At 38.2% G+C, this 25,750-nt stretch carries 19 protein-coding genes; 8 read left to right on the plus strand and 11 right to left on the minus strand.

Annotation, left to right across the window (positions count from 1 at the left end; genetic code table 11):
* The first annotated feature begins 571 nt into the window (after positions 1–571).
* The 4 genes from V7K67_RS13510 (at position 572) to V7K67_RS13525 (ending at position 5,424) form a co-directional block, all read left to right on the plus strand.
* Positions 572–1,135, plus strand: coding sequence for a 3'-5' exonuclease (locus V7K67_RS13510; protein WP_334729544.1), 564 nt, complete (start codon positions 572–574; stop codon positions 1,133–1,135).
* 588 nt (positions 1,136–1,723) lie between these two features.
* On the plus strand, positions 1,724–2,521 hold the full coding sequence (locus tag V7K67_RS13515) for a superoxide dismutase (protein ID WP_334729543.1): 798 nt from the start codon (positions 1,724–1,726) through the stop codon (positions 2,519–2,521).
* A gap of 737 nt (positions 2,522–3,258) precedes the next feature.
* Entirely contained in the window at positions 3,259–3,699 is a 441-nt protein-coding gene (locus V7K67_RS13520) for a DUF2127 domain-containing protein (RefSeq protein WP_334710882.1), read from the plus strand.
* A 318-nt stretch (positions 3,700–4,017) separates the two neighbouring features.
* Positions 4,018–5,424, plus strand: a complete 1,407-nt coding sequence (locus V7K67_RS13525; RefSeq protein WP_334729542.1) for a lysophospholipid acyltransferase family protein — start codon at positions 4,018–4,020, stop codon at positions 5,422–5,424.
* A gap of 124 nt (positions 5,425–5,548) precedes the next feature.
* Here V7K67_RS13525 and V7K67_RS13530 read toward each other — a convergent pair whose 3' ends face one another.
* Complete coding sequence (locus tag V7K67_RS13530) at positions 5,549–5,905, minus strand: hypothetical protein (RefSeq protein ID WP_335166927.1); 357 nt, start codon at positions 5,903–5,905, stop codon at positions 5,549–5,551.
* Between the two features lie 315 nt (positions 5,906–6,220).
* Between V7K67_RS13530 and recQ the strand changes: the two genes are divergently transcribed.
* Complete coding sequence (gene recQ, locus V7K67_RS13535) at positions 6,221–8,380, plus strand: DNA helicase RecQ (protein ID WP_334710878.1); 2,160 nt, start codon at positions 6,221–6,223, stop codon at positions 8,378–8,380.
* A 164-nt stretch (positions 8,381–8,544) separates the two neighbouring features.
* Here the strand turns inward: recQ and V7K67_RS13540 are convergent, their stop codons facing one another.
* Both V7K67_RS13540 and V7K67_RS13545 read right to left on the minus strand, forming a co-directional pair.
* Positions 8,545–10,140: a glycosyltransferase family 39 protein gene (locus V7K67_RS13540; protein WP_334729540.1), complete on the minus strand. Its 1,596-nt coding sequence runs from the start codon at positions 10,138–10,140 to the stop codon at positions 8,545–8,547.
* Positions 10,141–10,410: 270 nt separating this feature from the next.
* Complete coding sequence (locus V7K67_RS13545) at positions 10,411–10,551, minus strand: hypothetical protein (protein WP_334729539.1); 141 nt, start codon at positions 10,549–10,551, stop codon at positions 10,411–10,413.
* Between the two features lie 680 nt (positions 10,552–11,231).
* On the opposite strand from V7K67_RS13545, the gene V7K67_RS13550 reads away from it, so the two are divergent.
* Entirely contained in the window at positions 11,232–12,323 is a 1,092-nt protein-coding gene (locus tag V7K67_RS13550) for a serine/threonine-protein kinase (RefSeq protein WP_335166929.1), read from the plus strand.
* Positions 12,324–12,762: 439 nt separating this feature from the next.
* Positions 12,763–14,799, plus strand: a complete 2,037-nt coding sequence (locus V7K67_RS13555) for a serine/threonine-protein kinase (protein ID WP_334729538.1) — start codon at positions 12,763–12,765, stop codon at positions 14,797–14,799.
* A gap of 106 nt (positions 14,800–14,905) precedes the next feature.
* Here the strand turns inward: V7K67_RS13555 and V7K67_RS13560 are convergent, their stop codons facing one another.
* The 8 genes from V7K67_RS13560 to V7K67_RS13595 are packed head-to-tail and all read right to left on the minus strand — an operon-like array spanning position 14,906 to position 24,153.
* Positions 14,906–16,846, minus strand: a complete 1,941-nt coding sequence (locus V7K67_RS13560) for a TIGR03986 family type III CRISPR-associated RAMP protein (protein ID WP_335166931.1) — start codon at positions 16,844–16,846, stop codon at positions 14,906–14,908.
* Positions 16,827–17,441 carry a type III-D CRISPR-associated protein Csx19 gene (gene csx19 / locus V7K67_RS13565; protein WP_335166933.1) on the minus strand — a complete coding sequence of 205 codons (615 nt, stop codon included), beginning with the start codon at positions 17,439–17,441 and terminating at the stop codon, positions 16,827–16,829. Before csx19 ends, V7K67_RS13560 begins: the two co-directional genes overlap by 20 nt.
* Positions 17,434–18,945: an RAMP superfamily CRISPR-associated protein gene (locus tag V7K67_RS13570; protein ID WP_335166935.1), complete on the minus strand. Its 1,512-nt coding sequence runs from the start codon at positions 18,943–18,945 to the stop codon at positions 17,434–17,436. The genes csx19 and V7K67_RS13570 overlap by 8 nt, the downstream gene beginning before the upstream one ends.
* On the minus strand, positions 18,942–20,576 hold the full coding sequence (locus V7K67_RS13575; RefSeq protein ID WP_335166937.1) for an RAMP superfamily CRISPR-associated protein: 1,635 nt from the start codon (positions 20,574–20,576) through the stop codon (positions 18,942–18,944). The genes V7K67_RS13570 and V7K67_RS13575 overlap by 4 nt, the downstream gene beginning before the upstream one ends.
* A complete protein-coding gene (locus V7K67_RS13580) occupies positions 20,573–21,241 on the minus strand; it encodes an RAMP superfamily CRISPR-associated protein (protein WP_335166939.1) in 669 nt (222 codons plus the stop codon). Before V7K67_RS13580 ends, V7K67_RS13575 begins: the two co-directional genes overlap by 4 nt.
* On the minus strand, positions 21,242–22,591 hold the full coding sequence (locus tag V7K67_RS13585) for a Cas10/Cmr2 second palm domain-containing protein (RefSeq protein ID WP_335166941.1): 1,350 nt from the start codon (positions 22,589–22,591) through the stop codon (positions 21,242–21,244).
* Positions 22,592–22,615: 24 nt separating this feature from the next.
* Positions 22,616–22,873 carry a hypothetical protein gene (locus V7K67_RS13590; protein ID WP_335166943.1) on the minus strand — a complete coding sequence of 86 codons (258 nt, stop codon included), beginning with the start codon at positions 22,871–22,873 and terminating at the stop codon, positions 22,616–22,618.
* Complete coding sequence (locus V7K67_RS13595) at positions 22,870–24,153, minus strand: DUF1887 domain-containing protein (protein ID WP_335166944.1); 1,284 nt, start codon at positions 24,151–24,153, stop codon at positions 22,870–22,872. The genes V7K67_RS13590 and V7K67_RS13595 overlap by 4 nt, the downstream gene beginning before the upstream one ends.
* Before the next feature lie 114 nt (positions 24,154–24,267).
* Here V7K67_RS13595 and V7K67_RS13600 point away from each other — a divergent pair, with 114 nt between their 5' ends.
* A complete protein-coding gene (locus V7K67_RS13600) occupies positions 24,268–25,719 on the plus strand; it encodes a TIGR03985 family CRISPR-associated protein (protein ID WP_335166946.1) in 1,452 nt (483 codons plus the stop codon).
* The last annotated feature ends 31 nt before the right edge of the window (positions 25,720–25,750 follow it).

The raw sequence follows: 25,750 nt of genomic DNA on the forward strand, positions 1-25,750 counted from the left end.
GATGCAAAACTTCATCCTGTCTCTAGCTTCCCTCTCCAATATATCGGAGAGGGATTGAGGGTGAGGTGAAAAAGCAGAGGAGCAGAGGAGCAGAGGAGAAAAACCACGCCACCTGCGGGTGGGGCTTCAACCAAGGAAGCTAGGGAGCAAGGGAGCTATCGCGCCACTTGCGGGCGAAAGCGCGTAGCGGGACGAAGTACGGCTTTGAACCTTATCTTTTTTGTAAACCAGGCACATAAATTGTATTTTATTTAATTCTTATTTGTTTGGTAGAGGTTTGCAGCTAGCTGTAAGCCTCTATACCCGCATTTCTCACAAGCTTGAGGGAAGGGGCAGAGGGGCAGAGGGGCAGAGGGGAAAGAACTTGTACAATAACTCTCCCCTGCTCCCCTGCTCCCTGCTCCCCTGCACAAGCTTTGAGCATCGGTGAGAAATCCGGGTATAGGGGGTTGTGGTTCAAATAGATGAAAAGTTGTAATTATTATAATTACATATTACAATACAGTAGATTACAAAAAATAGTTAAGTTATAAATAATTACTAAATTTAGTATCAATCTCTATTACCTAATATGAAAACTAAAAGTTCCCACTATTATTTGATAATCGATCTTGAGGCTACGTGCTGTAACAGTAGAACTATTCCCCGTCACGAAATGGAAATCATCGAAATCGGTGCGGTGATGCTCAGTCGAACAACGTGGGAAATTGATTCAGAATTTCAGCAATTCATCCAACCTGTGAGACATCCACAACTGACAGATTTTTGCACCGAATTGACTAGTATTCGGCAGCAAGATGTTGACGAAGCACCAAAATTTTTAGAGGCAATTTCTCGCTTCAAAGAATGGATTTATTCATTTCCTAATCATATTTTTTGTTCTTGGGGTAATTACGACAAAAAGCAATTTATTCAAGATTGCGCGTTTCATAATTTCTCTTATCCTTTTACTTCAGAACACATAAATATCAAAGAGGAATTTTCAGAATATCTTGGCGTGTCTAAAAAATTTGGTATGGCACAGGCTCTCAATGAGTTGGGAATAGAATTAAAAGGCACACACCATCGTGGTATTGATGATGCCCGCAACATTGCAGCTATCTACAGACAGATAAAAAACAAACAACTAAGCTGAATAATCGAAAATTCGTAGTCGCGTAGCCTAGCTAAAGTAGTGGATAGTATCCAGCTATTATGATGTAGATAAGATGCTCTTGAAGAAGAATTCAGAAGTCAGAATTCAGGAGTCAGAATCAAGACGCTCGTTCGCTCTTAGCGTCTCCCCTTCTCCCAAAGCTATCCATTACCAAGCCCCTTCGGGGCGGGAACAGGGAACTCTTAACAAGACATCTCCAGAAATTAAATATGCGTTATCCAGAATCCTTGTAGAGACGTAGCAGTGCTACGTCTCTACATTCATTTTCGGAGATGTCTAGAATACCCAACTGAATTCTGACTCCTGACTCCTGAATTCTGTTTGATAAAAGTTTATACCAATCTGAAAAATGATTATGACAGATGGATTAATAGAACCCAGAGAGAGAAGGCGATTCCCAATCCAACATCTAAAATCTAAAATCCAAAATGGCATTAGCTATTTTATTTTTGCTCTAATTACTTGACAACTAAGGTAATATACGTATTATTTGGCTTGATTTAGCTGCAAAACAACAGTCTACGATCAGATTAGAAGCCAATAATATTGATTTTGAGGCTGCAATTTATGATAAAATTTTGGGGAAAAACAATAGTTTTTTTCTTTACAACAATCGTTTTGACAATTCTGCTAAGTTCTCATGAACTAGTACTAATAGCTGAGGCACAATCTTCTACACCAACACCAACAGCTACTAGGTTTACCACTGTAGCTTATCCTAATAGGTCATTAAGTGCTTCCCCAGCACAGCTACCACCATTGCCTTATGCTTATGGGGCACTAGAAAAAGCTATTGATGCAGAAACGATGAAATTGCATCATGATGCACATCATGCCACTTATGTCAAAAACTTAAATGACGCATTGAAGCAGTATCCAGATTTGCAAAAAAGAAGTGTTGAAAGTTTACTACTGGATTTGAACAGCGTACCTGAAGATATTCGGACAAAGGTACGTAATAACGCTGGTGGTCATCTCAACCATACGATTTTTTGGCAACTGATGAGTCCCCAAGGTGGAGGAGAACCATCAGGAGCGATCGCTCAAGAAATTAACCAAACTTTTGGCAGTTTTGACGCCTTTAAAAAACAGTTTAATGCAGCGGGTACTACTCGTTTTGGTAGTGGTTGGGTTTGGCTAGTACGTAACCCCCAAAATCAACTCCAGATTGTTACTACAGCAAATCAAGATAACCCGATTACGGACGGTTCATATCCGATTATAGGTAATGATTTGTGGGAACATGCTTATTACCTGAAATATCGCAACCGTCGGGCTGAGTATTTGAATAATTGGTGGAATGTGGTGAATTGGCCGCAGATTAACAGGCGATACCTTTCCTTGGGAACGCCACGCGAACGGTAAGCTTCTTTTTTCTACGAGAGGCTGCGCGTAGCAAGATCCCCGTAGGGATATTTACCACGCTTCTAAATATACAAGGTTGGCTGGTAGCAAGATCCCCGTAGGGCTACGTAGTGAAACCCAACATCAACCCTCGATGTTGCAAGTTTCATAGGTTTATCCTTACTTAATTAGGTAGGTGCGATTTAATTAATTTTTTTTATTAACAGTGTCTTCTTTGTTATAAACGTTAACCTCCTACATTTAGCTCACCCGATTGGTTGAATTGTTTTTCACCCATTCGGGTGAGGCTGTGAGACTATCAGGAATAGTCTAGATATGCCTAGACCTAGCGAATGGAATGAGACTGTTGGTTAATTCACGGTGGGTTTGACCCCTCACCCCTAAAACATTGGTTTGGCGTTGCTTTCCCGCCCTGAAATAAATTTCGGGCTAAGAGCTACTGTCCGTTTCAACGGACCCAAATCAGAGTAATGAGGAATGATGGGTTAGACCCCCTATTAATTCGCCAACAGAGTCATGAAATTTGCGGTTATACAGACAAAACCTACCGATATGGGTTTCAAACCCCTTGAGTCCGCGTAGGCGGATGAGAGTTTATATAGCTGCAATTTCTAATCGCCAGGTATATTTGCAAAGGTGAGATACTTCCATCAACTACTGCTACAATAAGCGTCTGAGTTGGTATCATCCAAAGCCAGCTAATTAATTTTTAACTTAATATATAGTTAGGGGGTTGTTTGGAAAAGCGTCCATTGGGGTTAGTGGCAATTGTTCTTTACAAATCATTTGCCGCCTTGCTGCTTATGGTTACTTCGATCGCTTTATTATTGACATTAAAAAATTATCAAACTCTAGAGGCATTTTCAGACGACTATGTTTTAGAAGGTAAATCGATCATTATTGATTGGCTTTTAAGGAAAGTGATTAACTTAAATCCTAGAACTCTGGCATTTAGTGGTATTGGAACAGGAATCTATGCTATTGTTACGGCTATTGAAGCCGTTGGTTTATGGTACGAAAAACGTTGGGCACATGTCTTGGTATTGGTGCTTGTCGGTATCAGTATTCCACCAGAGATTTATGAATTGATTCGGGGAATATCTCTGATAAAAGTATTCGTTTTTGTGTTGAATTTAGCTGTGTTTGGCTATTTACTCCGAAATTTTCCTAAACATTAAAACTAATTTTTGATTCATATTTAGGGTCTATCGTCAGAGAGTTCAGGAGTGCTGAGTAAGCAAAAGAGCGAGATATGGGGATTGAAATATTTGATGACAAGAGGCTACAGGTTTACGCAAAATCAAGACCCCACATTGTACAATCGCTAGAAATACAATCGAGAGACCCGGATTTCTCACCACATTTTTCAAAGCCTGCGCTTGTGCAGGAGAGCAGGGGAGCAGGGGAACGAGGAGAGTTCTTGTACAAGTTCTTTCCCCTCTGCCCCTCTGCCCCTCTGCACCTCAAGCTCGTGAGAAATGCGGGGGGAGAGCGACTTGCCTAGATCGATTCAGTCTACTCAACCACCACTAAAATTTATTCCCCAACAGTTGAACCCGCTGGTACTCCAGATTGTTAGGTGGTTATTGCCGATCGCACTACGGTTTCGTACTCGCCCTTGGCTACCGGCTGGGATTGTCAAAATTGAAGCCAGGAATGTTGAGGTATTAGCTGAACTTTATCAACAATTCCAGGCTGGAAAAATTCGCCTTTTGTTGGCATTTCGCCACCCAGAGGTGGAAGATCCCCTCTGTATGCTGTATTTGCTTTCTCGGATTGTGCCAAAAGTTGCTCGTCAAAAAGATATTGCACTACAATCCCTAGTTCACAGCTATTTTCTTTATGACCGGGGTATGACAGTTTGGGCGGGAAAGTGGCTAGGTTGGCTGTTTTCTCGGCTGGGAGGTGTGCCGGTTCGTCGTGGTAGGCGACTAGATCGGCAAGCGATCCAAACTGCACGAGAGTTGTTTGCTAATGGCGAACTACCGATCGCAGTGGCACCAGAAGGCGGTACTAATGGTCATAGTGGTATTGTTAGCCCCTTGGAACCTGGTGTTGCTCAAATGGGTTTCTGGTGTGTAGAAGACTTACAAAAAGCCAACCGGACTGAGACTGTGATCGTTGTGCCGATCACTATCCAATATAGTTACGTTGAGCCACCTTGGTCTAAAATAGATTGGCTATTGAGTAAGTTGGAAGCTGATAGCGGCTTGGTAGTTAGGGAAATTAATTCGGGTAATCGTGAAGAGATTTATTATCAACGCCTCTGTAGGTTGGCTGAATATCTGATTACCGAGATGGAAGAGTTTTATCGTCGCTTCTATCATCAAGATATCCCCAAAACCATCTCAACTGATGAATCTGTTACTCCTAATCAGGTATTAATTGCCCGACTCCATCGCTTACTAAATAAGGCTTTACAAGTTACCGAGGAATATTTTGAAGTTCAAGGACAGGGTAATTTTATTGACCGCTGTCGCCGCTTAGAAGAGGCTGGCTGGAGTTACATTTACCGAGAAGATTGGCCAGATATCAATGCTTTAGCACCCTTCAAACGCGGTTTAGCAGACTGGATTGCAGAGGAAGCAGACTTGCGAATGCGACACATGCGGATAGTGGAAAGTTTTGTTGCAGTCACAGCTACTTATATTCAGGAACAACCAACGGCGGAACGATTTGCAGAAACAGCTTTGCTTGTATTCGATATGCTTTCTAGAATTCAGGATACAACACTTCCGGGGCGACCTCGGTTAGGTCTGCGACAGGCACAAATCACTGTGGGGGAGCCAATTTCAGTTACAGAACGCTCTCGCAATTGTCAGGGCGATCGCCAGGCGGCTAAACAAGCTGTGAGCGATTTGACAAAAGATTTGCAAATCGCTTTAGAGAAGATGATTAGTTGAAGAATTCAGAATTCAGAATCAAGATGCTCGTGAACGAACAAGGCGAAAGTAAAAAAATTGTAGGTTGGGTGGAGGCTTTGCGTAACCCAACATATAGCTTGATTTTCATTTCCACCGGTTTTTGTCACAGAACCCCAGAGACTAAATAGCTTTGATTGAAAGTGACATTTTGATTATGTTCTTTCTTCCACTGTTCGATAAACTTGGGAATTATTTGCTGGTATGCTGCACTAGTAACTGAGTAAGAAACAAAGTTTAAGGTTATATCACTTTGGGAAGTTGCACCAGCATTACCAGTAGGATTATTGGCATTAGGTGGAGAGCAGGCAGCCATCACGATACTCAAGCTAACTCCGACGAAGAATAGGGACGCAACACCCCACGAAGAATACTTATACAACCAATTTCGTATTAGTTGTACGCGCCATTGTCTGGCAGCGTGTAAAGCTTTCACAATATAAGTCTGAACTAATTCAGTCAAATATCTCCTTGATTTAGGAGTATGTTGCCCCTGGTTCATCAAATTTTTCCCCTGAATCTGCGATAACTTGAGCAAGATGCTGTAGTTAAGGGGCATTATAAAACAATGGTTAAGGATAAATAACTTTTTATTAACCTAAATTTAAACAAGTTATTTAAGGAAAGTGGGAGGCTGTGAAAAGTCAGAAAAGTCTGCTTGATGCCAAAAAGCATAGTAGAGAAAGGCAAGTCTGACCAAAGCTACCGATGATGTGAGTTAAAATCCTGATATCTTTAATAACTACCCGCGCAGAACGCCCCCGAAAAAGCGATCGCTATGCTTCAGTACCCCAATCTCGAACAAGCGCTAAAATATCACTTCGGTTACGACAGATTCCGCCCCGGACAACGGCAAATTATCGAAGATGCGCTGCAAAATCGAGATTTATTGATTGTTATGCCTACGGGCGGGGGAAAATCTCTGTGCTTTCAGTTACCTGCATTGATCAAAAAAGGTTTAACGGTGGTGGTGTCGCCATTAATCGCTTTGATGCAAGACCAAGTGGAAGGATTACGGAATAATAACATTGCTGCCACATTTCTAAATAGTAGTCTGAATCCTTATAAAGTGCGATCGCGGGAAGAAGCCATCCTCAGCGGCAAAGTTAGATTACTTTACGTCGCCCCAGAACGTCTATTGAGTGAAAGATTTCTCCCATTTCTCGATTTAGTCAAGGAAAAAATTGGCATTGCGGCCTTTGCCATTGACGAAGCCCACTGCGTCTCTGAGTGGGGACACGACTTCCGCCCAGAATACCGACAGATGAAATCTCTGCGGAAACGTTATCCTGATGTTCCTACCCTTGCCCTAACTGCCACAGCAACCGATCGCGTCCGTGCTGATATTATCCAACAACTAGGGCTAAAGCAACCCAGTATCCACATTGCTAGCTTTAACCGTCAAAATCTTTACTATGAAGTTCGTTCTAAAACTAAGTCTGCTTATGCTGAATTATTAGAACTAGTTCGAGAAACTGATGGTTCAGCAATTATTTATTGTCTGACGCGAAAAAAAGTTGATGAACTCACCTTTAAATTGCAAAATGATAAGATTGCCGCCTTGTCTTATCATGCCGGATTAACTGATGAAGAACGCAGCAGCAATCAAACTCGATTTATTCGAGATGATGTGCGTGTTATGGTAGCAACAATTGCCTTTGGGATGGGCATTAATAAGCCAGATGTCCGGTTAGTAATTCACTTTGATTTACCCCGTAATTTAGAAAGTTATTATCAAGAATCAGGTAGGGCGGGAAGAGATAGTGAACCATCACGTTGTACACTTTTTTTCAGTTTTAGTGATATTAAAACCATTGAATGGAGTATTGACCAAAAAACTGATCCTCAAGAACAGTTGATTGCTAAACAACAACTGCGTCAAGTAATTGACTATGCTCAAGGTACTGTTTGCCGTCGGACAATTCAGCTAGGCTATTTTGGAGAACGTTTTCCGGGAAATTGCGGTAACTGCGATAATTGCCGTTATCCCAAACCAATGCAAGATTGGACGATTGAAGCCATGAAGTTTTTATCTTGTGTGGCGCGTTGTAAAGAAAGATTTGGGATGCTGTACATTATTGATGTATTGCGGGGGGCAAAAAGCCAGAAAATCGTCCAAAATGAACATGATCAACTTTCTACCTACGGTATTGGCAAAGATAAGAGTGTCGATGAGTGGCGGATGTTGGGGCGATCGCTTTTACATCAAGGGTTGCTAGAACAGACTAGCGATGGTTACTCAGTTTTGAAACTGAACCCTCTCAGTTGGGAAGTGATGCGGCGACAGCGTACAGTTTCCCTTGCTGTTCCAGTAGCACAGAAGATTAATTGGGAAGAAGGCAGTGAAAAAGCTGTTGAAGCGGAGATATTAATGCAGAGGTTGCGATCGCTCCGTAAACAACTTGCCGATGAACAAGCTGTTCCACCTTACGTTGTCTTTCAGGATTCTACCCTGAAATTGATGGCACAGTTACAACCTACAACAATAACCGAATTTGGTAAACTTTCGGGCGTCGGCAGTCACAAACTTTCCCAATATGGCGATAAATTCCTCACAGAAATTCGCGCTTACCGCCAAGAAAAAGGTTTGGTAGATCCACCACAGGTTAATTTTACACCCTCTATTAGCTTACCTTCCGACACAGAAATATTCACATTACAATTGCATAAACAAGGTTTGAGTGTTAACGAAATTGCCAAAAAACGCAACATTCGCCCTACAACAATTATTCGTCATTTGGCAGATTTAATTGAGAAAAGTCAGCCTGTAGATTTAAATCAGTTAGTATCTCTTGAACATCAACAAAAAATTTGGCAAGTTTTAGAAGTGCTTGGTGATATCTCTTTAACGCCAATTCGAGAACAACTAGGTGAAAGCTATAGTTTTGATGAAATTCGCTTAGTACGCGGTAAGTGGCGGCGTGAAAATCGCAAGTGATTATATTTTTATCTATTACCTAATTTTATCTAACAGAATTCAGGAGTCGGGATTAAGAAGTAAAATTTTTACACTCATGTAGCCAACTAAGGCTTAATCTGGTCAGATGTGGGACTTTTTCAAGCCCCGTCCTTTAGGACTGGGGTTTCTGACTGAGATACTCCCTATTTTACGCCTGAATTCTCCTCTAATTTCCATAGGTTTTGCTTTCGACCTTTGTATACAAGCTTCCCTTTCAGTTTTTGCTCTTCCTCAAATTTATTTACTGGGAATTTGGGAGACTCCAGTAAGAACACATTGCTGAATTTATCAGGAACGATTGGGAGTTGTTTAGTTTTTATAAACTGGAAATCAACGTCTGAATTCAGCAAATAACTAAGAGATGCTACCATTGGCATAGAATCTTCAAGGATTAATAGTGGATGAGAAGTTTGGTTAATTAGCTTGGGTACTATAACATGGTCAAGAGTTCTTTTAGTCCACCAAGTTTCTGCCTGAGAACTAACAGAAAAAGAGATAATTCCTCCCATGAGAAGAGCAAGGAAAGATACTTTCCATAAGTTAGTGATCAATAGCCCTCTATTTATATAATTTATTTTTCTAGCAAATAAGTAGGCTACAGATAAATAAATACCTATGTAAGAGGGAACAAAATATCGTGCCATAATCGACCGATATCCCCCTGAAAGTAAATCTGACAGCATTAGGGGTAGAGAGCTAGCACCCATCAATGTCAGAATAAAAACCGAGATGTTTGGAGGAGTTTCACGGCAAATAAAATAAACTGAGTATCCAACTAAAATCAAAAGTAGAGGAATTAGATAAGTACCAAAAGATAGATTAAATTTAGAATCTGGGAAATATGTAAAAAAATACCAAAAATCCATAAAGCTATAGCTGATATTTCTCATCCATTCTTGAACGACATTTGATATTGACATAGTTTCAAATGCCCAATTGGAAGCGTCTTGAAGACTATCAAAGTTAACAATAATAGACAAAATCCACGGAACAAACCCTAAAAGTGCCAAAAATGACGCGAGAATATAAGCAATGACAGTTTTAGTAAATCGGAAGCGTTCAATGACCAACACATATAATCCATTCCCAATTGCTACTAATATAGTGAGTAAATATGTATATAAGCCAAGAGTCATTGTTATTGCGTAGAGTAACCAACTCAGCTTCGTTTTTAGTCGCAATGCTCGCAAAAATGATGCACTTGATAGGACAATAGTCACTGCCCATAAACTATAAGGTCTTGCTTCCTGGGCATACAACACATTAAAAGGTGAAACAGCCATAATTGCCATTGCTATCCACCCTACCAGTGATGAACCAAATAATTCTAGACACAACCAATAGGTGCAAGGGAAAATTAGCAGACTGATCAGTGCAGAAATACTCCGCGTTACTGCAATAGAATTACCAAAAAGTGTTACCCAAAACCTGGCTATGAGAAAATATAGTGGTGGAAGCTGCGGTTCTTCTAATGCTAATCCTTTAATAGTATCAGTGAAATCTTTTTGAGAATTGGTGCGTTGATATTTTTGGATGTCTTCTATAGTAACTATTCTACCGTCAAACAGTTGGCTATCTACCTCTTTTGTTGTGTAGCCTGAAAGCCTTAATGACGTGAAAGTTTCATCTCCCCAATAAATCTTTTTATCTAAATTAATAAAGCGAAAAAATATTCCCAATGTTAATATAACAACAACTAAAGTTCTTAGCCAAATTGGAGTTTTTAATAATCTATGCATTAAAAAAATCCTCGTCAATTTCTATATGCCCTAATTCATAGTATAAACTCCAGCTTTGTGATCGTAAATATTTTGATGAAGTAAGTTTATTCTTCCAGAAAATTAAAAATATTGCGTTCCTGATTAGCGATCGCGCCAACTATAGTAACAATGTAGTAATCTTTAAATGATAAAAAATACAAGTGCTAAGAAGGAAATAAACTATCATTATATCCTTCTCGCACTAGATAAAATCAGTTGACATTAGGAAAAACTAGCAATTTCACAGTTTTAATCTTGTGAAGTTACAGCAGATGGCAATGGTTCAGTGTATTGACTTTTGGCAGGCATAATTACAGATAGCAGCTTAGGCAGTGCTAGGCAGGCAACAGTATTTAACAGCGTCAGGAATATACCATCTATCAAACTCATATATTAACCTTCTCCGTTTGAAAATTGGTGTTGACTATATTTTTAGTTTGAAGCAAAATCAGTAAAATTGCTTAAAAATAGCATTTTAGATTTCTTTTAAAGAATATAAGCTAAATAAATATACAGCAGAATTCAGAATGGGCTACGCCCCGCTGCGCCAACAGAAGCAAAACAGACTTTATACCTGGTTTTGAGACTTAGCTTGTGTACCTCACTAACTTGAAATCTGCTGTATTTTTATAAGTATGAAAGAATAGTAAATATACCTTGCTCAAGAATAGATTTAAAGACAGCGACACAAAAATACCTAGAAGTACCCTAAATTAAAGGTTTGGATTACACTTTTGCAGTATACTACAAGTATGTTCTAAGATTTTTATATTACTTATACCAATTCTGTATGAAGATGCACATAATAATAACCCCCTGTAGTCCCCCCAAGGCATCGGGGGGACGGCGATAGCCGGGGGGTGAATTATATGCAGCTTCACAAAGAAACGGTATCAACATAGTTTGATTTATCATTGCCGACTTAACTTAGTTCTACAAAAATTTATTTTTACTTTTTAAATTTTTAACAGAAGAGTAATGAGGATTTGGCAAATACCCAGTAATTTTACTGTTGCCAGTAAAAAATTGTCGTAGAATTAGAGACATTTCAGAGCAGATATTTTATACTAATGAATCGCTTTTCTCAGAAAATAACGAATTCTCAACAGATCATTTCACAGCAAACTCAGCTTGGTCAGATGTGTGGTTCTAAACGGTTATTTCGCGATCGCTATGAAGTACTGCAAATTTTGGGTCGAGGCGGTTTTGGCGTCACTTTTTTAGCCAAAAATGCCGTATTACCTGGGAATCCCCTGTGTGTCATTAAACAACTTTGTCCGAAAGTAACTAGCCCCCAAAGTTGGCAAAGGGCATGTATGCGCTTTGAAAAAGAAGCAAGAATACTAGGAAAACTCGGTAGTCATTCGCAAATTCCCATGTTATTAGACTACTTTCAGGCGAATGGGGAGTTTTTTTTAATTCAAGAATACGTGCCGGGTTTGACTTTAGCGCGAGAAGTGCGGCAAACTGGGCCCAAAAGTGAAGCCTCAGTTAAGCAATTTCTAAAGGAATTATTACCTGTATTACAGTATCTTCATAAACATCATGTGATTCATCGGGATATTAAGCCCCAGAATTTATTGCGGTGTGAGTATGATGGGCGAGTAGTGCTGATTGATTTTGGTGCGGTGAAAGAGCAATTAGCTGATGCTTGTGAAAACTCAATGAATCACGCAAATACCAACTTTATCGGGACTAGGGGATTTGCACCACCAGAACAGTTTTCTCTGCGTCCAGTTTATGCCAGTGATATTTATGCACTGGGTATAACTTGTATTTATATGTTGACTGCAAAAAGTCCTTTAGAACTGGATTACGACCATAATACTGGTGAAATATCTTGGCAAAAACACGTAAATATCAGCAACAGTTTCGCCCAGATTTTAGGAAAGATGGTGAAAATTACCTTAGAGGATAGATTTAAGACTGCTGATGAAGTGATTAAAGCTTTAAGTAATGACAGCTATTCACTTACTTTGGCTAACTGTTTAACTACCCAAAAATTGAATAATAGAAGTATTACACAACACGAAATTACCAAACATGAAATTACAAAACACGAAATTACACAATACGAAAATTATGATGTATACGTGCCACCTGTAGTCAGAACTGCTAGTGCCATTCGGAAATGGAGAGCAAGGCTTAAGGAAACAAGGTAGTGCAGTTAAGTAGAAGCCTTTTTTATCTTAAAGTATCAAATGAATAATTAATCATCTGCGATTTCAAATAGCCAAAACAAATTTAGTAATTATTTTAACTATACTTGATATTCAGTGATGATTAATTAATCAGGGTTTATCTTCAATACTTAGTTAGTGATTGCTTGTCAATATACAAGCAAATTTACTAGATTTAATATTTCAGAAAATTATTTATATTCAAATTATTATATAATCGATAGAATAATTAATCTTATGGCTCTCGTAGTTTTCCACAGAAGAGGAAGACTGACTACTATTTACAAACGCTAACTATATAAGTAATTCCCCAATCCCCAGAACAGGGTTTTCTACCACCAGTAAGCGAGAGTCAATCTTATTAAGGGAAAGTTCGGGGCAAACTTAGCCTAAGTTGTCATGCAGTCGCGCCTGTCAGATCATGATCTGCTGCTTAAATCCCGATTGCTCAAATCCCCTGAATTCCAATGGAAAGAAGTTTTGCCAAAGTTGTAGCACCCCGCTGGTGTCACTTTTAAGAAATCGCTTTCGTGTCATCCGAGTCCTTTCAGATGAGGGGGGATTTGGCAGAACCTATCTATCAGAAGATGTAGATAAACTCAATGAACGTTGTGTTATCAAGCAGTTAGCTCCAAAATTCCAAGGAACTTGGTCGCAAAAAAAGGCGATGGAGTTGTTTGCTGAAGAAGCCCAGCGTCTACAAGACCTTGGGGAACATCCCCAAATTCCAACTTTAATAGCTTACTTTGAGCAAGATGGCTGCCTATATTTAGTTCAGCAGTTTATCAATGGGGAGAATTTGTTAAAGGAGTTGCAACAGCGCAAGTCTTATAACGCTAGGGAAATTCAATCTATTTTGCTAGATTTATTGCCCATCCTGAAATTTATCCACGATCGCAAAGTCATTCATCGGGACATCAAGCCAGAAAATATTATCCGCCATAAAAGTGATGGGCGATTAAGCTTGATTGATTTTGGTTCCTCAAAGCAATTCACCGCTAAAGTTCAGCAGAAATCTGGCACATCCATTGGTTCACATGGTTATTCTCCCCTAGAACAGATTCGAGATGGTAAAGCTTTCCCCGCCAGTGACTTGTTTGGTGTGGGGGCTACCTGCTTTCATCTGCTAACGGGAAATTCGCCCTTTCAGTTGTGGATGGAATCTGGGTACGCCTGGGTGAGTAATTGGCGGGCATATTTACGGAGTCCATTAAATCCTGAGTTGGATTTTGTCATCGACAAGCTTTTGAAAAAAGATATTCATGAACGTTACCAGTCAGCCGATGAAGTCCTTAGAGACTTGACCCCAAAACAACTCCTCGCCTTACCACCAGCGGGTAAATCATCTGGGAAAATACCACCAACTAGGGCACCATCTTTACCAAAAAGTTATCCCTTACTGAGAATTCTAATCTTGGTAAGTGCTTTGATTATGTTGTTCGGCTTTGGAGAATCTTGGTATAAACATTTTCGCCAGATTCAGACCACTTTGGTTTCTAGGTTAATTCACCATAATAATTCTGGCAAAGATGAAGCGCTTTTAGGTCAACCACTAAAGATTACTTTGGATAAGGTTTCCCTAATTAACACCCTCCAAGCACACGAAAACTCAGTTTTATCTGTCGCCATCAGCCCCGATGGCAAAACCATTGCCAGCAGTGGCGACAATAGCACAATCAAACTTTGGAATCTCGCAACTGGAAAACAAATCTCTTCACTCAACGGGCATTTTCAGCAGGTGAATGTCGTGGTAATTAGCCCAGATGGCAAAATTCTGGTTAGTGCCAGCGATGACAACACCATCAAAATCTGGAATCTGACAACACGAAAACAAATTCGTACTCTCATAGGGCATTCTGATTCAGTTCATGCCCTAGCCATCAGTGCTGATAGCGAGACTCTGGTTACTGGTAGTGATGACAACACAATCAAAATTTGGGATTTGGCAACAGGAGAGCAAATTCGGACACTAGCAGGGCATACATTCTGGGTGCGTTCAGTAGCCATCAGCCCCGATGGTGTGATTTTGGCTAGTGGCAGTTTTGACAAGACAATTAAAATCTGGAATTTAACAAAGGGATACCCAATTCGTACGCTAGAAGGAAATTTTCAAACAGTAACAAGCGTGGCTATTAGCCCAGATGGTAAAACTTTAGCTAGTGGTAGCCGCGATCGCACCATCAAACTTTGGGATCTACATACTGGCAGAGAAATTCGCACACTGACTGGACATAGCAACACAGTCACATCCGTAGCCTTCAGTGCCGATGGTAAAATTATTGCTAGTGGTAGCCGCGATCGCACCATCAAACTGTGGAATACAGCCACAGGTGAGGAGATTCTCACATTGGCAGGGCACACTAATACTGTGACATCCGTTACCTTCAGTCCTGATGGCAAAACCCTTGTCAGTGGTAGTGAAGATAACACTATTAAGATTTGGCGGTTGTCTCAGTGAGTGCTGACTAGGGAATGAGAGAGAATTATTGAATAAATTTACTTTTTGTCTCTTTTTGTTCAAATTCAAAAGGATAACTTTGTGGCATCAGCTATAAAAATCAGTTTTAACTGATTACGTCTAAAGGAGTTGGTAAAACACGCCGATTTTTGTATTCATTAGGTTCACCATCTAGTGGATTTTGCTCTCGTTCAATTTCCATATATCGAGTTTTTGATGATGATGGGCCTGGCCAACTCAGCATTGCTAAAAGCATTTGAATCCTGGGGATATCATTAAATCTCGCTGTTTGTCTAAGCTCCTGAAGGATATAATTTTCAAAAAACTGCTGATAATCTGGGTTATCATCTAAGCTTTCTGCTGTTTCCCAACTGTTATTATTAAATAACTGGGTGTATCGTGCTTTCCGTTTGCTTATATATAAGTTACTTTCTATTTTTACTGCTCCCATACCCAAAGGTTTACCCATCCCTAACGAGAGACGGTAGTCATTATTTTGAGCAATATTAATAATCCACATTAATGCACCAATTTCAACTCTACTTAAATTTTCAAATCGGATAGTAAATTGAAATTCAATACCTGATTTAATTGGTTTAACCTGAGTTGTCTGAGTATCTTTAACTTCATTGGACTTAGGATGTTGAATATCATGATTACTTCCTTTATGCCAATACAGTTTATGTCCACGAATTACAGTTTCTTCAGTGGGTTGACTAGCATAATGCTTGAGTTTTGATTTCTCAGCATTAGTTTCTTCTGGTTGCACTAAGTAATGTTGATATGTAGTTGACTTGGGACTTGCAAGAATCTTGGGAGTAGTCACACCTTGAGTCATAAATATGTCATTTGCAGAACTCAGACAAATTGCATCACTCACAAAAATTCTACCTGCACGACTTTGTTCTTTCCCTTCAGGCTTATCGCGTCTGACAAAACCAAAAATCGCCTCAGCAATATCAATTATGGAATCATCTCGTAAATCTTTTGGAATAAAATCTACAACAGTAGCAGCTTTACCATCACCATTGGGAGAATAGGGAATGCGGAAATTGGGACTATGACCAAATAATGTCACTATATTGTCTTTTGTAGGTTGACAATAAAATACAGGACGGTTTTCTTGCAACATCCCTAATTTTTCGTCAAAGGGAGGTTTTTTTTGCTGGAATTCAGTTAAAGCATTGCAATAATGTTTGATTGCATCTCGGTCAATTATGTATGTTTTATTAGGGTTAGGACTGGGAGCAAATACAACGCAGTGATAGTTACGTATACTTTCACTATCAGAATCAGAAGTTTCTTTCATGTTTCCGCTAGTGACTAATCTTCCTTGATTTAGTGGGTATTGTTTGGGAATGGTGACATCCTCAGCTATATACCGTCCCTTGGGTTTGGTGATTCTTTGAAAACTAACTGGTATATCTTGGGGTAAATAACCTGGATTATCAAATCTCTTTAATTCAGGAAAATCAGTAGATGATAAATATTCTTCTTTAACCCAAGCGAATGATGTTGAGTTATTTTCTCGTGCTGCAATAATCTTCCAAGTATCACCATCACGTTTGAGATAACCAGCTTTTACTTGATTTGGATTTATATATTGTCGGTATGCTTGAGCAAGAGAATCATCATCGGTTCTAGTAGCAACAGCACGAAAGAATAATCGCTGATAGTCTGATACTGAGGATATCTTGCTGAAACTAATAATTTCTACTAAAGTCCGCAGCATTCCTCGCAGGCTACTACCAGGAAGTACAGGTTTTTTAGTTATGGGATCAATGTAATAAAAGTCTGGTAAATCTTTTGCTTCTGTACCACATTCAAATTCTTCTTTGGTTAACCCACAGCGAATGTAGAGAGGGGAAGAAGTTGTTAATGTGCATTCAATTCTGCCAGTATATCTATCTGAATAATAGCGGTTTTTGTCGCGCAGCTTGCCATCGGTTTCTAACTCTGCTGCAACTATTTTATCAGGTAGTTCGACAAAATTATAAGGTGCGATCGCCCTCTTATTATTTGGAATTTTACGAATGTGCTTTTTCATCGATAACCTTTCTTGATTTAATTGACACGAGCCGACTGAGATAAATCCGAGCTAAACCTGTTTTTGGGTCATCATCAATGTAGTTACGAACAACAAGATATAGGGGACGATATAATTTTTCAGTTTTATTAAACTCAATACTTAGTAAAGGTACAGCATGACGTAAACCTTGGGAACCATCTGAGACTAAAGTAAATTTATCCCTAACTTGTTCTGCTTGTGTTCCCCAGAGGATGTGCTGTTCAGGAATAAATTCTGTATCTTGATTATCCTTAATAAGAATAGCTTTTAAACCGTCTTCAGTTCGCCAAAACATGATTTCTTCGCTGTCACCAAAAACTCGACATTGCTGTAATGTTTCATATCTAAACAATGGAAATTTACATTGAGGAAATAGTTCTTCTGGTTCAGTTGGTGTAATTAAATTTCCTTCCGAGTCAAAATATCCCCATATCACACCATCTTCTGCATAAGCTAGAAGATATTTTAAGTTATATTCTGAAGACTGAACTTTTTGTTTTATCCATTCGCGTAAATCATTAGTATTAGATATTTCCTGAATATCATCAAGGATTTGATAATCTGGTTTATTCATAATTTTTTACCTGATTTACAAGCTCCGTTACTAAATCATTTAATTCTTCTTGAATTTTTTTGAGTGAAGATTTTTTATTAACCATATCCTCAATTTGCAATTTGTTATCCTTGAGTTTGAATTTCCATTTTTTGTGGTAATTCTCTGTATACCAATTAATAGTCGCTTCCTTACCTTTTAGTCTTCCCCGTCCGATACTGTTTGTACTACCTACAGGTAAATCACCAGTCCATAAGTCCTTCAGTAATAAAAGCAGTAAGCCAATTTCATATTTTTCTGGTTGGCGTAATTCAATTTTTAATTCTACTTCTGTCTTATCACTAGCAAAAATGGGTTGTTCTTGAAATAATGCTCCGTGTAATGCACCACCTGTAAATCTATCAATCGCAATGCGAGTTTGAATTAAATCGTTGGTTTCTTTAATGATACTTTCATTGACTATTAAACGACTAGCTTGTGCTTTGAGATTTTCATCAATTGAATCATGATTATCTTTTTTATCTTTGACAAAACCAAATAGTTGATTAATTATCTGATAAATTTCCATCTGGTTATTTTCAGCTAGGGTATTGACAATACATTCGGCTCGATGACGCAAGACACCAGCTAAACTTGTACCTGATAAAATCGGTTTGAGTTCACCATTACGTCGGGATTTAAGATGTACGTCATCTGGTGCTTTTTCAATGTCAGCTTGGCTAGAACGAATTAATAAGGGACTTGCAAGGGTAAATATAGCTTGGATTATGAAACGATTTCTGTTATCTTTCCAATCTGATTTTACCTTAATTCCTGCTTTTTGGAATGCTTCTGCTATTGCTGGGTAACTGTTATATTGTGTGAGTAAGTCTGGTTTCCAATGTTCAAAATTCAACCATTCTTTTAGCTGGTCGAGTTTTTGTAAATCAAATTGCCATACTTGCCATTTTGTTACATGACAGTGACCAAATCCACGTCTTTTTTTTATCCCAATGGAAATTTCACCGTTTTCTAGTCCTTGAAGGACGATGAATAGTTCTCTAATTAATTGCTCTCGGTTATCTTTTTCTAGTAATAATTCAAAGTACAGTTCAAATTTAGTACCAGCTTCTAATAGTTCTAAATCATATTTAGCTTTATCTGAGGCTGTTCCTGTGAGACTACAGATTTTAACTCCGTCTCTCAATTCGGCTTTGATTGATTCGCTACTGAGTGCATCATTAATAATTAACGGACTTTGTTCACCATCATCATCACTGCGATTACCACCAAATAATAATGATGTTTCTCTTGCATTGTAACCATTTTCAAATTCTCTTAAATAGTTTCTTAATGCTCCTGTAATAGATGAACCCATGAGCAATGCTTTATCTTCTATACTATCTCGTAAAATTACTAAATCAGTATATCCATCAGCATCACCACTTCCTAAACAAGTTGGCGTATCTAATATTAAAGTTGCTTTAATAATTATGCGTTCAATAATCAAGCGTTGATTGCGGCTTTTGAGGCGTTCGCAAGTCATCTATTTTCCTCCTTTGTTGCCTTTTTTGCAAGTGCCATAATTAGGCGTAAGGTATATTTTTCTGCTAGTTTATTTTTCTTGGCAAATTCACCGTTAATACTTCGCTCTACATTGGCGACATTAACTTTTAAATCTTGTTTGTTACTTACCCAAGACCAAGAATCTGGATAAAGTAACCAATTATCTAGTTGCTGTTTTAAATAATAATTATTTTCATCAGGTTCAATTTTTGCTCTTTCAAATTGGCTGTTAGCATGAGGAGGAAGATTATTTAAAAGTGATAAAACTAAATTACAATCACCTGTTGTAACAGCTTGTCTAGCTACCAATTCTAAACGAGAAAGTTGACTATTACGAATATCACCTTTGATAGTTTTACGTCCAAGATAATTTTGCAGTGTTTGCTCTATCTTTTTATGCAACAATCTCTCAGCCATTTGTGCAGCTAAAATGTGTGATATATCTGTTTTTAATCCAGGTGAATAAATGCTTGGACTTTTATTTGGTAGCTTGAGTTTAAATTCTTTTTGGTTTAACCAGTTAATAGTAACTCTACCAAACCCCTCAGTTATTCTCTCTCCGATACCTTTAATTTCTATTGCTTGAATTTGCTCTGGTGTTAGAGAAAAATTTTCCAATTCAAAAACAAAAACACTCCCGGCTGCGAGTGCTGGAACTGTCGGTAGAGGTAATCCCCATTTACGATTGAATCCACCAACTACGGTACTACTGGTAAAGCATCTTTTCGGCTGAATTTCTCCAACTAAAACTTTTTTTAATTCTCGTGTTAGGGGTGCAGGTATTTCGTGTTCGGTTGAAGGTGGAATTATGGCGTATTGCCCCCAATCATCGCGTAAAATCAAGTCACTCAAGAGTGTAACTGTCAAAAACTCTCTATCAGTTCTATCGTCATCCTCGACAGGAATATTTACTTCGTTCCAGTCAGCAGCATCAATGATATGACTAATATTACTAATTTTAGTGTGTCCGTACCCTGCACTTTGGGAACCACCAAGCCAAATATCTGATGATTTTTCTAACAAATCTCTGATTATTTGAGCATCAGTTTCGCTGCTACACAAAATCACAGCTTGAAAAGTCTGTTCGCTATCTATCGCTTCGTAACGAAATATTTCTCCTTCTCCTTGAGTCGAGCGTCCTTTTTTGCGATCGCGTTGATTGTGAATATTAATCCGTCGCTTTTCTGTATAATAATTTATACTGCCACGTTCTGTAGTCCAAAAACCTTCACCAACAGGTTTGGGGTTTTCTAGTTCGTCTCCTCTTTCAGAGCTAAAATCATAAACCGTTATAGGAGATTCATCAGTTAATTCTGCATTTTTTTCCTTAAACCAAGAACGAGGAATAGGTAGCGTGCGTTTACCTTCGTTACTTTGCAAATAACCATTTAAATAACAGGTGCTATTCCCATCAAAAAACAATCGCTTCACTTCATGTTTAGCTAAATCCAATTCCGACAAACCATGCTGTTTCATGTACCGTCCAATCACAGCACCCCGAATCATACTACCGGGAATATAAGAATAAGAAACGTCACTATTTGGGTCGCCTGCAAATGAAGTTGCAAGTAGCGGTTGTTGCGTTCGCAATAAAAAAGTGATTACCTTCATCTAATTTTCTCCTCAACTTTTCCAAACAAGTTTAAATAATCATAGGTAATATCTTTGCTAGAAGCATCATGTAGGGTGCATTTTACGTGACCTCTCCCTCTGTTGCGTCCACTTCCTATACGTCGCAAAGCTAAGATACTTGCAGATAAAAGAGCCAGAATTTCATGACTTGGTTGAGTTTCAAAAATTAAATCAGCCTGGAATTCAAGTTGACGTATCACTACGCGAAATGAGCGCAAACTTCCTTCATCAGCTACACCTATTTCCGAATTAATAGCAGTTTGACGGCGAATAGTAGTCAAAGATTCAAGAACTTCATTGTTCGTTAATTCTTTATTATCAATTTGCCAAGCTACTGCTGTTCTTAAATCTTCCGGTAAACAAGCATCTCCAACGTGCATGATTCCCATTGATTGTAAAGAACTACCAGGTACACCAAATAAATTACAAGCCAGATTTTCCCAGTAAGAATCAATATCTGCTGGTAAGACGCTAATTAAATTATCTGATTCTTCGCTTAACAACCCTTTCAAAGTCCGGCCGCGCAAGTCAGGAAATCCATAAGCATCATGCTCTACTTCTTGGTCAATTAAACCAGCTACACCGTCACCTCTACCAAAAGTTGTATCACTCAGAAGTGTGATTTTCAGTTTATATATAGTCACCTAATCACTCCCAATTCCTAGATAAAAATCCATAGCTTCAATTGCATCGAAGTAACCGCAAATTTCGTTGTTCCAACCCTGCTTTATCAATTGTTCACTTTGACCAGATGAGTGGGGAAAATCTGGTAAATTTGGTAATTTATAATTCAGTAAAAATTCTTCAACAGCTTTAATAGAACCTTTCCGTAGTATCTCTCGCAACGCCATAATTTTGTTTTGACGTTCTTTCCAATCATCTCCTTGCTTAAATTTGCTTACAACTTTAGTAAAACCTGACCAAGTGCGCCATTCATCATCATGCTTTAACCATAATGGACGCATTTCTAAATGCCAAGATTTATTATTCACTCGATATTCCCGTTGACGAATTTCTGATATTGAACCAAGTAAACCGCTAGCTGCTAAATGCCAATCAATCGCCGAAAAATAATCTACTCCATGTTTTTGTCGCTCAAGTTTCACAAATTTTTTTGCGACTTTACATAAATCTTCACTCATCTGATAAGCTCGTGAAAAAGGATAATGAGCTTTGACGACGCAAACACCAGCACAAGCAGTTAAAGATTCTCCATCAGTGACTTTTTGCTCCTCAAATTTTTGCAAAAATAATGCAGCTAATTCTACACCTAATCTACCCTCACAAATAAAGGTAATGTCATCACCTGCGTAAACTAAAGGACGGAAAGGAAGATAAAAAATATTACTTTTGCTACCTTTATTTAAATCAAAATCTCCAAGTTTACCAACAACTCTTCCCGATTTAATGGAATTTACAAGAGTTTCAGTCACAGCTTTCAGCGCCTCAGTACCTGCTGTTTCAACACTGTTAGAAAAATTTCGCATTGCATTAATGTAATCTCTATTCTCCTTAGCTTCACCATGCTTTTTAAATCTATCTCCCATGCCATTACCATCAATATGCACCACTGCTACATAGCTAGATTCACCTTCAGAACGTCCTAAATTATCGCTTCGGTAGGGAAATTGATAAATATTTTCGTCAAATATGCCAGAGAAAATTTTCTGGAGTTCTTGATTAGCCTTTCTAACAGATTTTAACTTCTGTCTTGTTTCAGTAGAAATTAAATAGCTATCTGTTTTTTCATCGTCATCATAATCGATGTACTTATCACTTCTATCTACAGCAGGGAGTTGAGTTGAGTTACAACTAGCAGTGATACCTAAACCAAGTAATGATGCAGAATATATCCGTTCGTATTTTTGATGATCTAATTCATTTTTCTTTAAGTCTTCAACTATTGAATATAATTTGTCATTTTTCCAATCAAAATCATCATGAACAACTAATAAATTCACGCCTGATGCTTCGGTTAAAACTTTTTTACTCAATAGCCGAGTAAACTTGATAGCAATTTATCGTGACTTAAATATTATCAGTGCATTACCACCATTTGCATAAACTATTTCTGCATCAAGTCCACTAGTTTCAATCGGTTCGGCTTGACTATTTTTAGGAACTCCTAAGTTTGTTTGTAGTATTTCTTCAACCCATTCTTTCGTAGATTTCGATAAGAGAAACGAAGCGCCAATATTTTCGCGCAGACGGTTGGTATTGAAGATATAATTTTGCTTACCAGTTGTATCAACTACAGTGATAGTAAACTGTGTCATCTTGCCTCCCTATCATTGTCAACAATCCACTTAATAATGTTGTCTGACAGATTTAGTAAATCTGCACGTCCAAAAACAGCAATTTTTTTATTGGAGAGTGTATCAGCAATTTCTGCTTTGAGAGTGTCTGGTTCATCAGCACAGCAAACTAAAGCCACCCTTGCTTCTTCTCCTCCCATTTGTATAGCTCTTAAATATGCTTCAAAAAGTTTACTCTTGCACAAATTTCTTTCTTTTATATCACTAGTAGTTGTGCAAGAAATTGCAAAAAGCTGATAACCGCGTGTAAACGCAACATCAAATTGAAATCCATCCTTAGTTCCCTTGAGCGGAATTTTAAAATCTAAGCCATAGTCTGTTATGGATTGGCTATTAGCAATATTTTTGATTTGTTGTAATGTATAATGCTCTAGCCATATCCCATCCAGCCATTTACAAAAATCTTCAATCTCTGTAAAAAAAGTAATATTTTTGGCTTGTACTAAAGCAAGCTTATCATCACTGTTTAATAGCTGTGCTTTTCTAAATGCGTCTACTATCTCCAATGGTAATTTATCTAGAGGTATCGCTAACTTAGCCAATTCAGTTTTATTCTTCCATTTTCGATTATCATGGCGTGCTTCTTTACAAAAAATGTCATGATACCAATCAAACCATTGCTGTACTTTACCTTTACTAGCAAACACTTTGACAAGTTCTTCAGCTAATTCTAGTAATTGTGCTTCTTGACTGGGACGCTTTTGTAACGTTAATCCGTGTAATTGAAAAAGTGTTTCTAGTTTTAATTCCAGCGTATCTGGTTTAACTTTTAAACGCTCCCGCTCATTATCTTCCCTATCTATGCATATTTCTAACCTCCGAGGGTCAAGATAGCTAAAAATAATACCCTTGCGCCGTCTGTATACTTTACCAGTTTTATCTTGAATCTCTTCATAAAACAACGTTCGGTAAGAGTGCGCGGACATTGCTTTTGTACCACCTGTATAATTTAGCCCTATTTTTCCACTTTTAATGCTGTCTAGCTTTGCTCCAATTTCTTTTTGAATGTGGTAAGCATCTGACTCATAATGATTAAGCGATCGCAATTCCACATTAAACTCGCTTCCAAAACTCTTTTTTAGCCGTGTGGCTTCATCCAAAGTATCTGTCGTATGTACCAAATACGCTGTCCCACCCTGGTGAAGCAACAGCTTGGTTGCTACATAATTGGGTAGGGGATTTTTACCTATCAGCAAAAATAGATGGTCAACTTTATACTCTTCAAACTCGGTTGTACTCATGGGGTTAAGGTATCAGTTTGTGAAAAATCTACCCCTAGTATTGCATAGTATCGGAAATACCCCCTTCCGATACTTGCTAACCTAGAAAGCGTATCTCAGACATACTCAGCTATAGTGAATATACGCTTTACTCATCCCCCATCGCCACAATTATTACAACAACTAGCCAAAGGCTCTTTAGACCAAAGTCAAAATCTTACCCGTGCTATCCGGTTATGGACTTTGCTGCATTGGCTTTATCACGACAAAGAGTATACCAAATTAGAAAATAATTTTACTTACGCAGATTGGCGTAAAGCTTTCTTTAGTGAAACTCATAAAGATGAAAAGCAGGAAGATATTCTCAATCACCAAGACCCGAATTGTGCTTGCATCAAAACTATTAGACAATGGTTTCTAGAATTGGAAGTATCTGTAGACGAATGGAAGTATTCTCTACAACAAGAAATATCAATATCTAATTCTGAACTAGAAAATTTATTAGAAGAACGTCTATTTGCTCAAGTTCGGAAATCGTTGCAAAGTGACTTAGATTTATTAGCCAGTCGAAAGTATTTACAAAGGGTAGATTGCACACCAGGGAGAAGTAAATATTATCATCTAGTTGAAAAATTGCCATTTCTTGAAACTTATTTTAGTCATAAAAATCAAGTCTACTTGGCAGAGACTTTAGGTATGTTCAGTTTTCTTGACCCCAGTTTACCTTTACTCGCTGAAGATTTATCGCAGCAACAAGTAGATGAAGATAATCATCGTGTATTTTTATATGTTGATTATCTCGTACCAGAATCAAGTCCGATACAAGATGCGGTAGATGAAATTCAAAGCGAATTACAGTCCCTTTGGAATTCAAGAGAAATTCTCCCCATACTATTGACTTATTACAGCGCTCATTTGAATTTACAAAAAGAGTGTGCTGTTTACCCTGTTTGTATTTACTTTATGGAAAGAGCTAAATATTTATGTGCTTACGGTAGTACCCCAACAGGTGAAATTAACTGGTACAAATATCGCTTAGATAGAATAATTTCTAAACGGATAGAAACTCTAGATTGGCAAGATCCCCGCGTTCCTCAATTATTAAGAGAACAATATTATGATCGCGAACTACCAACGCCGAAAACAGTTAATACCAAATTAAAAGAAGCTTGGGGATGCGACTTTTACAAAGACAAAGAGCTAATGATATTGCGGTTTGAACGAGATTTTCATAAACGCTACATCCAAGGAATTAGCATTCATGATACTTTTAAAAGTATTAAATACCAAATGGTAGCAAAATTAATTAAACAAAATACTCTTAATTCAGAACATCAAAAGACTATTTTAGAAACTCTCCAATCTCGTCCTAACACAGATGCTTATTACGAAGTAGATTATCGAGTTAAGGACTATTATGTACTTCGATGGTTGCGAGCTTTAGGTTCTCAAGTTGAAGTTTTACTTCCTTTAAATTTACGCCAAGAAATGGCTGACGAAATCCAAAATCTGTGGAATTTGTATAACCCACATTCCGCACTTCATTTTGTAACACAAAGCTTAGTAATAATAAATACATGTTTTTAATGTATAAATACATAAATCATTGGGTGATTAA

Source organism: Nostoc sp. (assembly GCF_036917155.1).
Taxonomy (GTDB): Bacteria; Cyanobacteriota; Cyanobacteriia; order Cyanobacteriales; family Nostocaceae; genus Nostoc.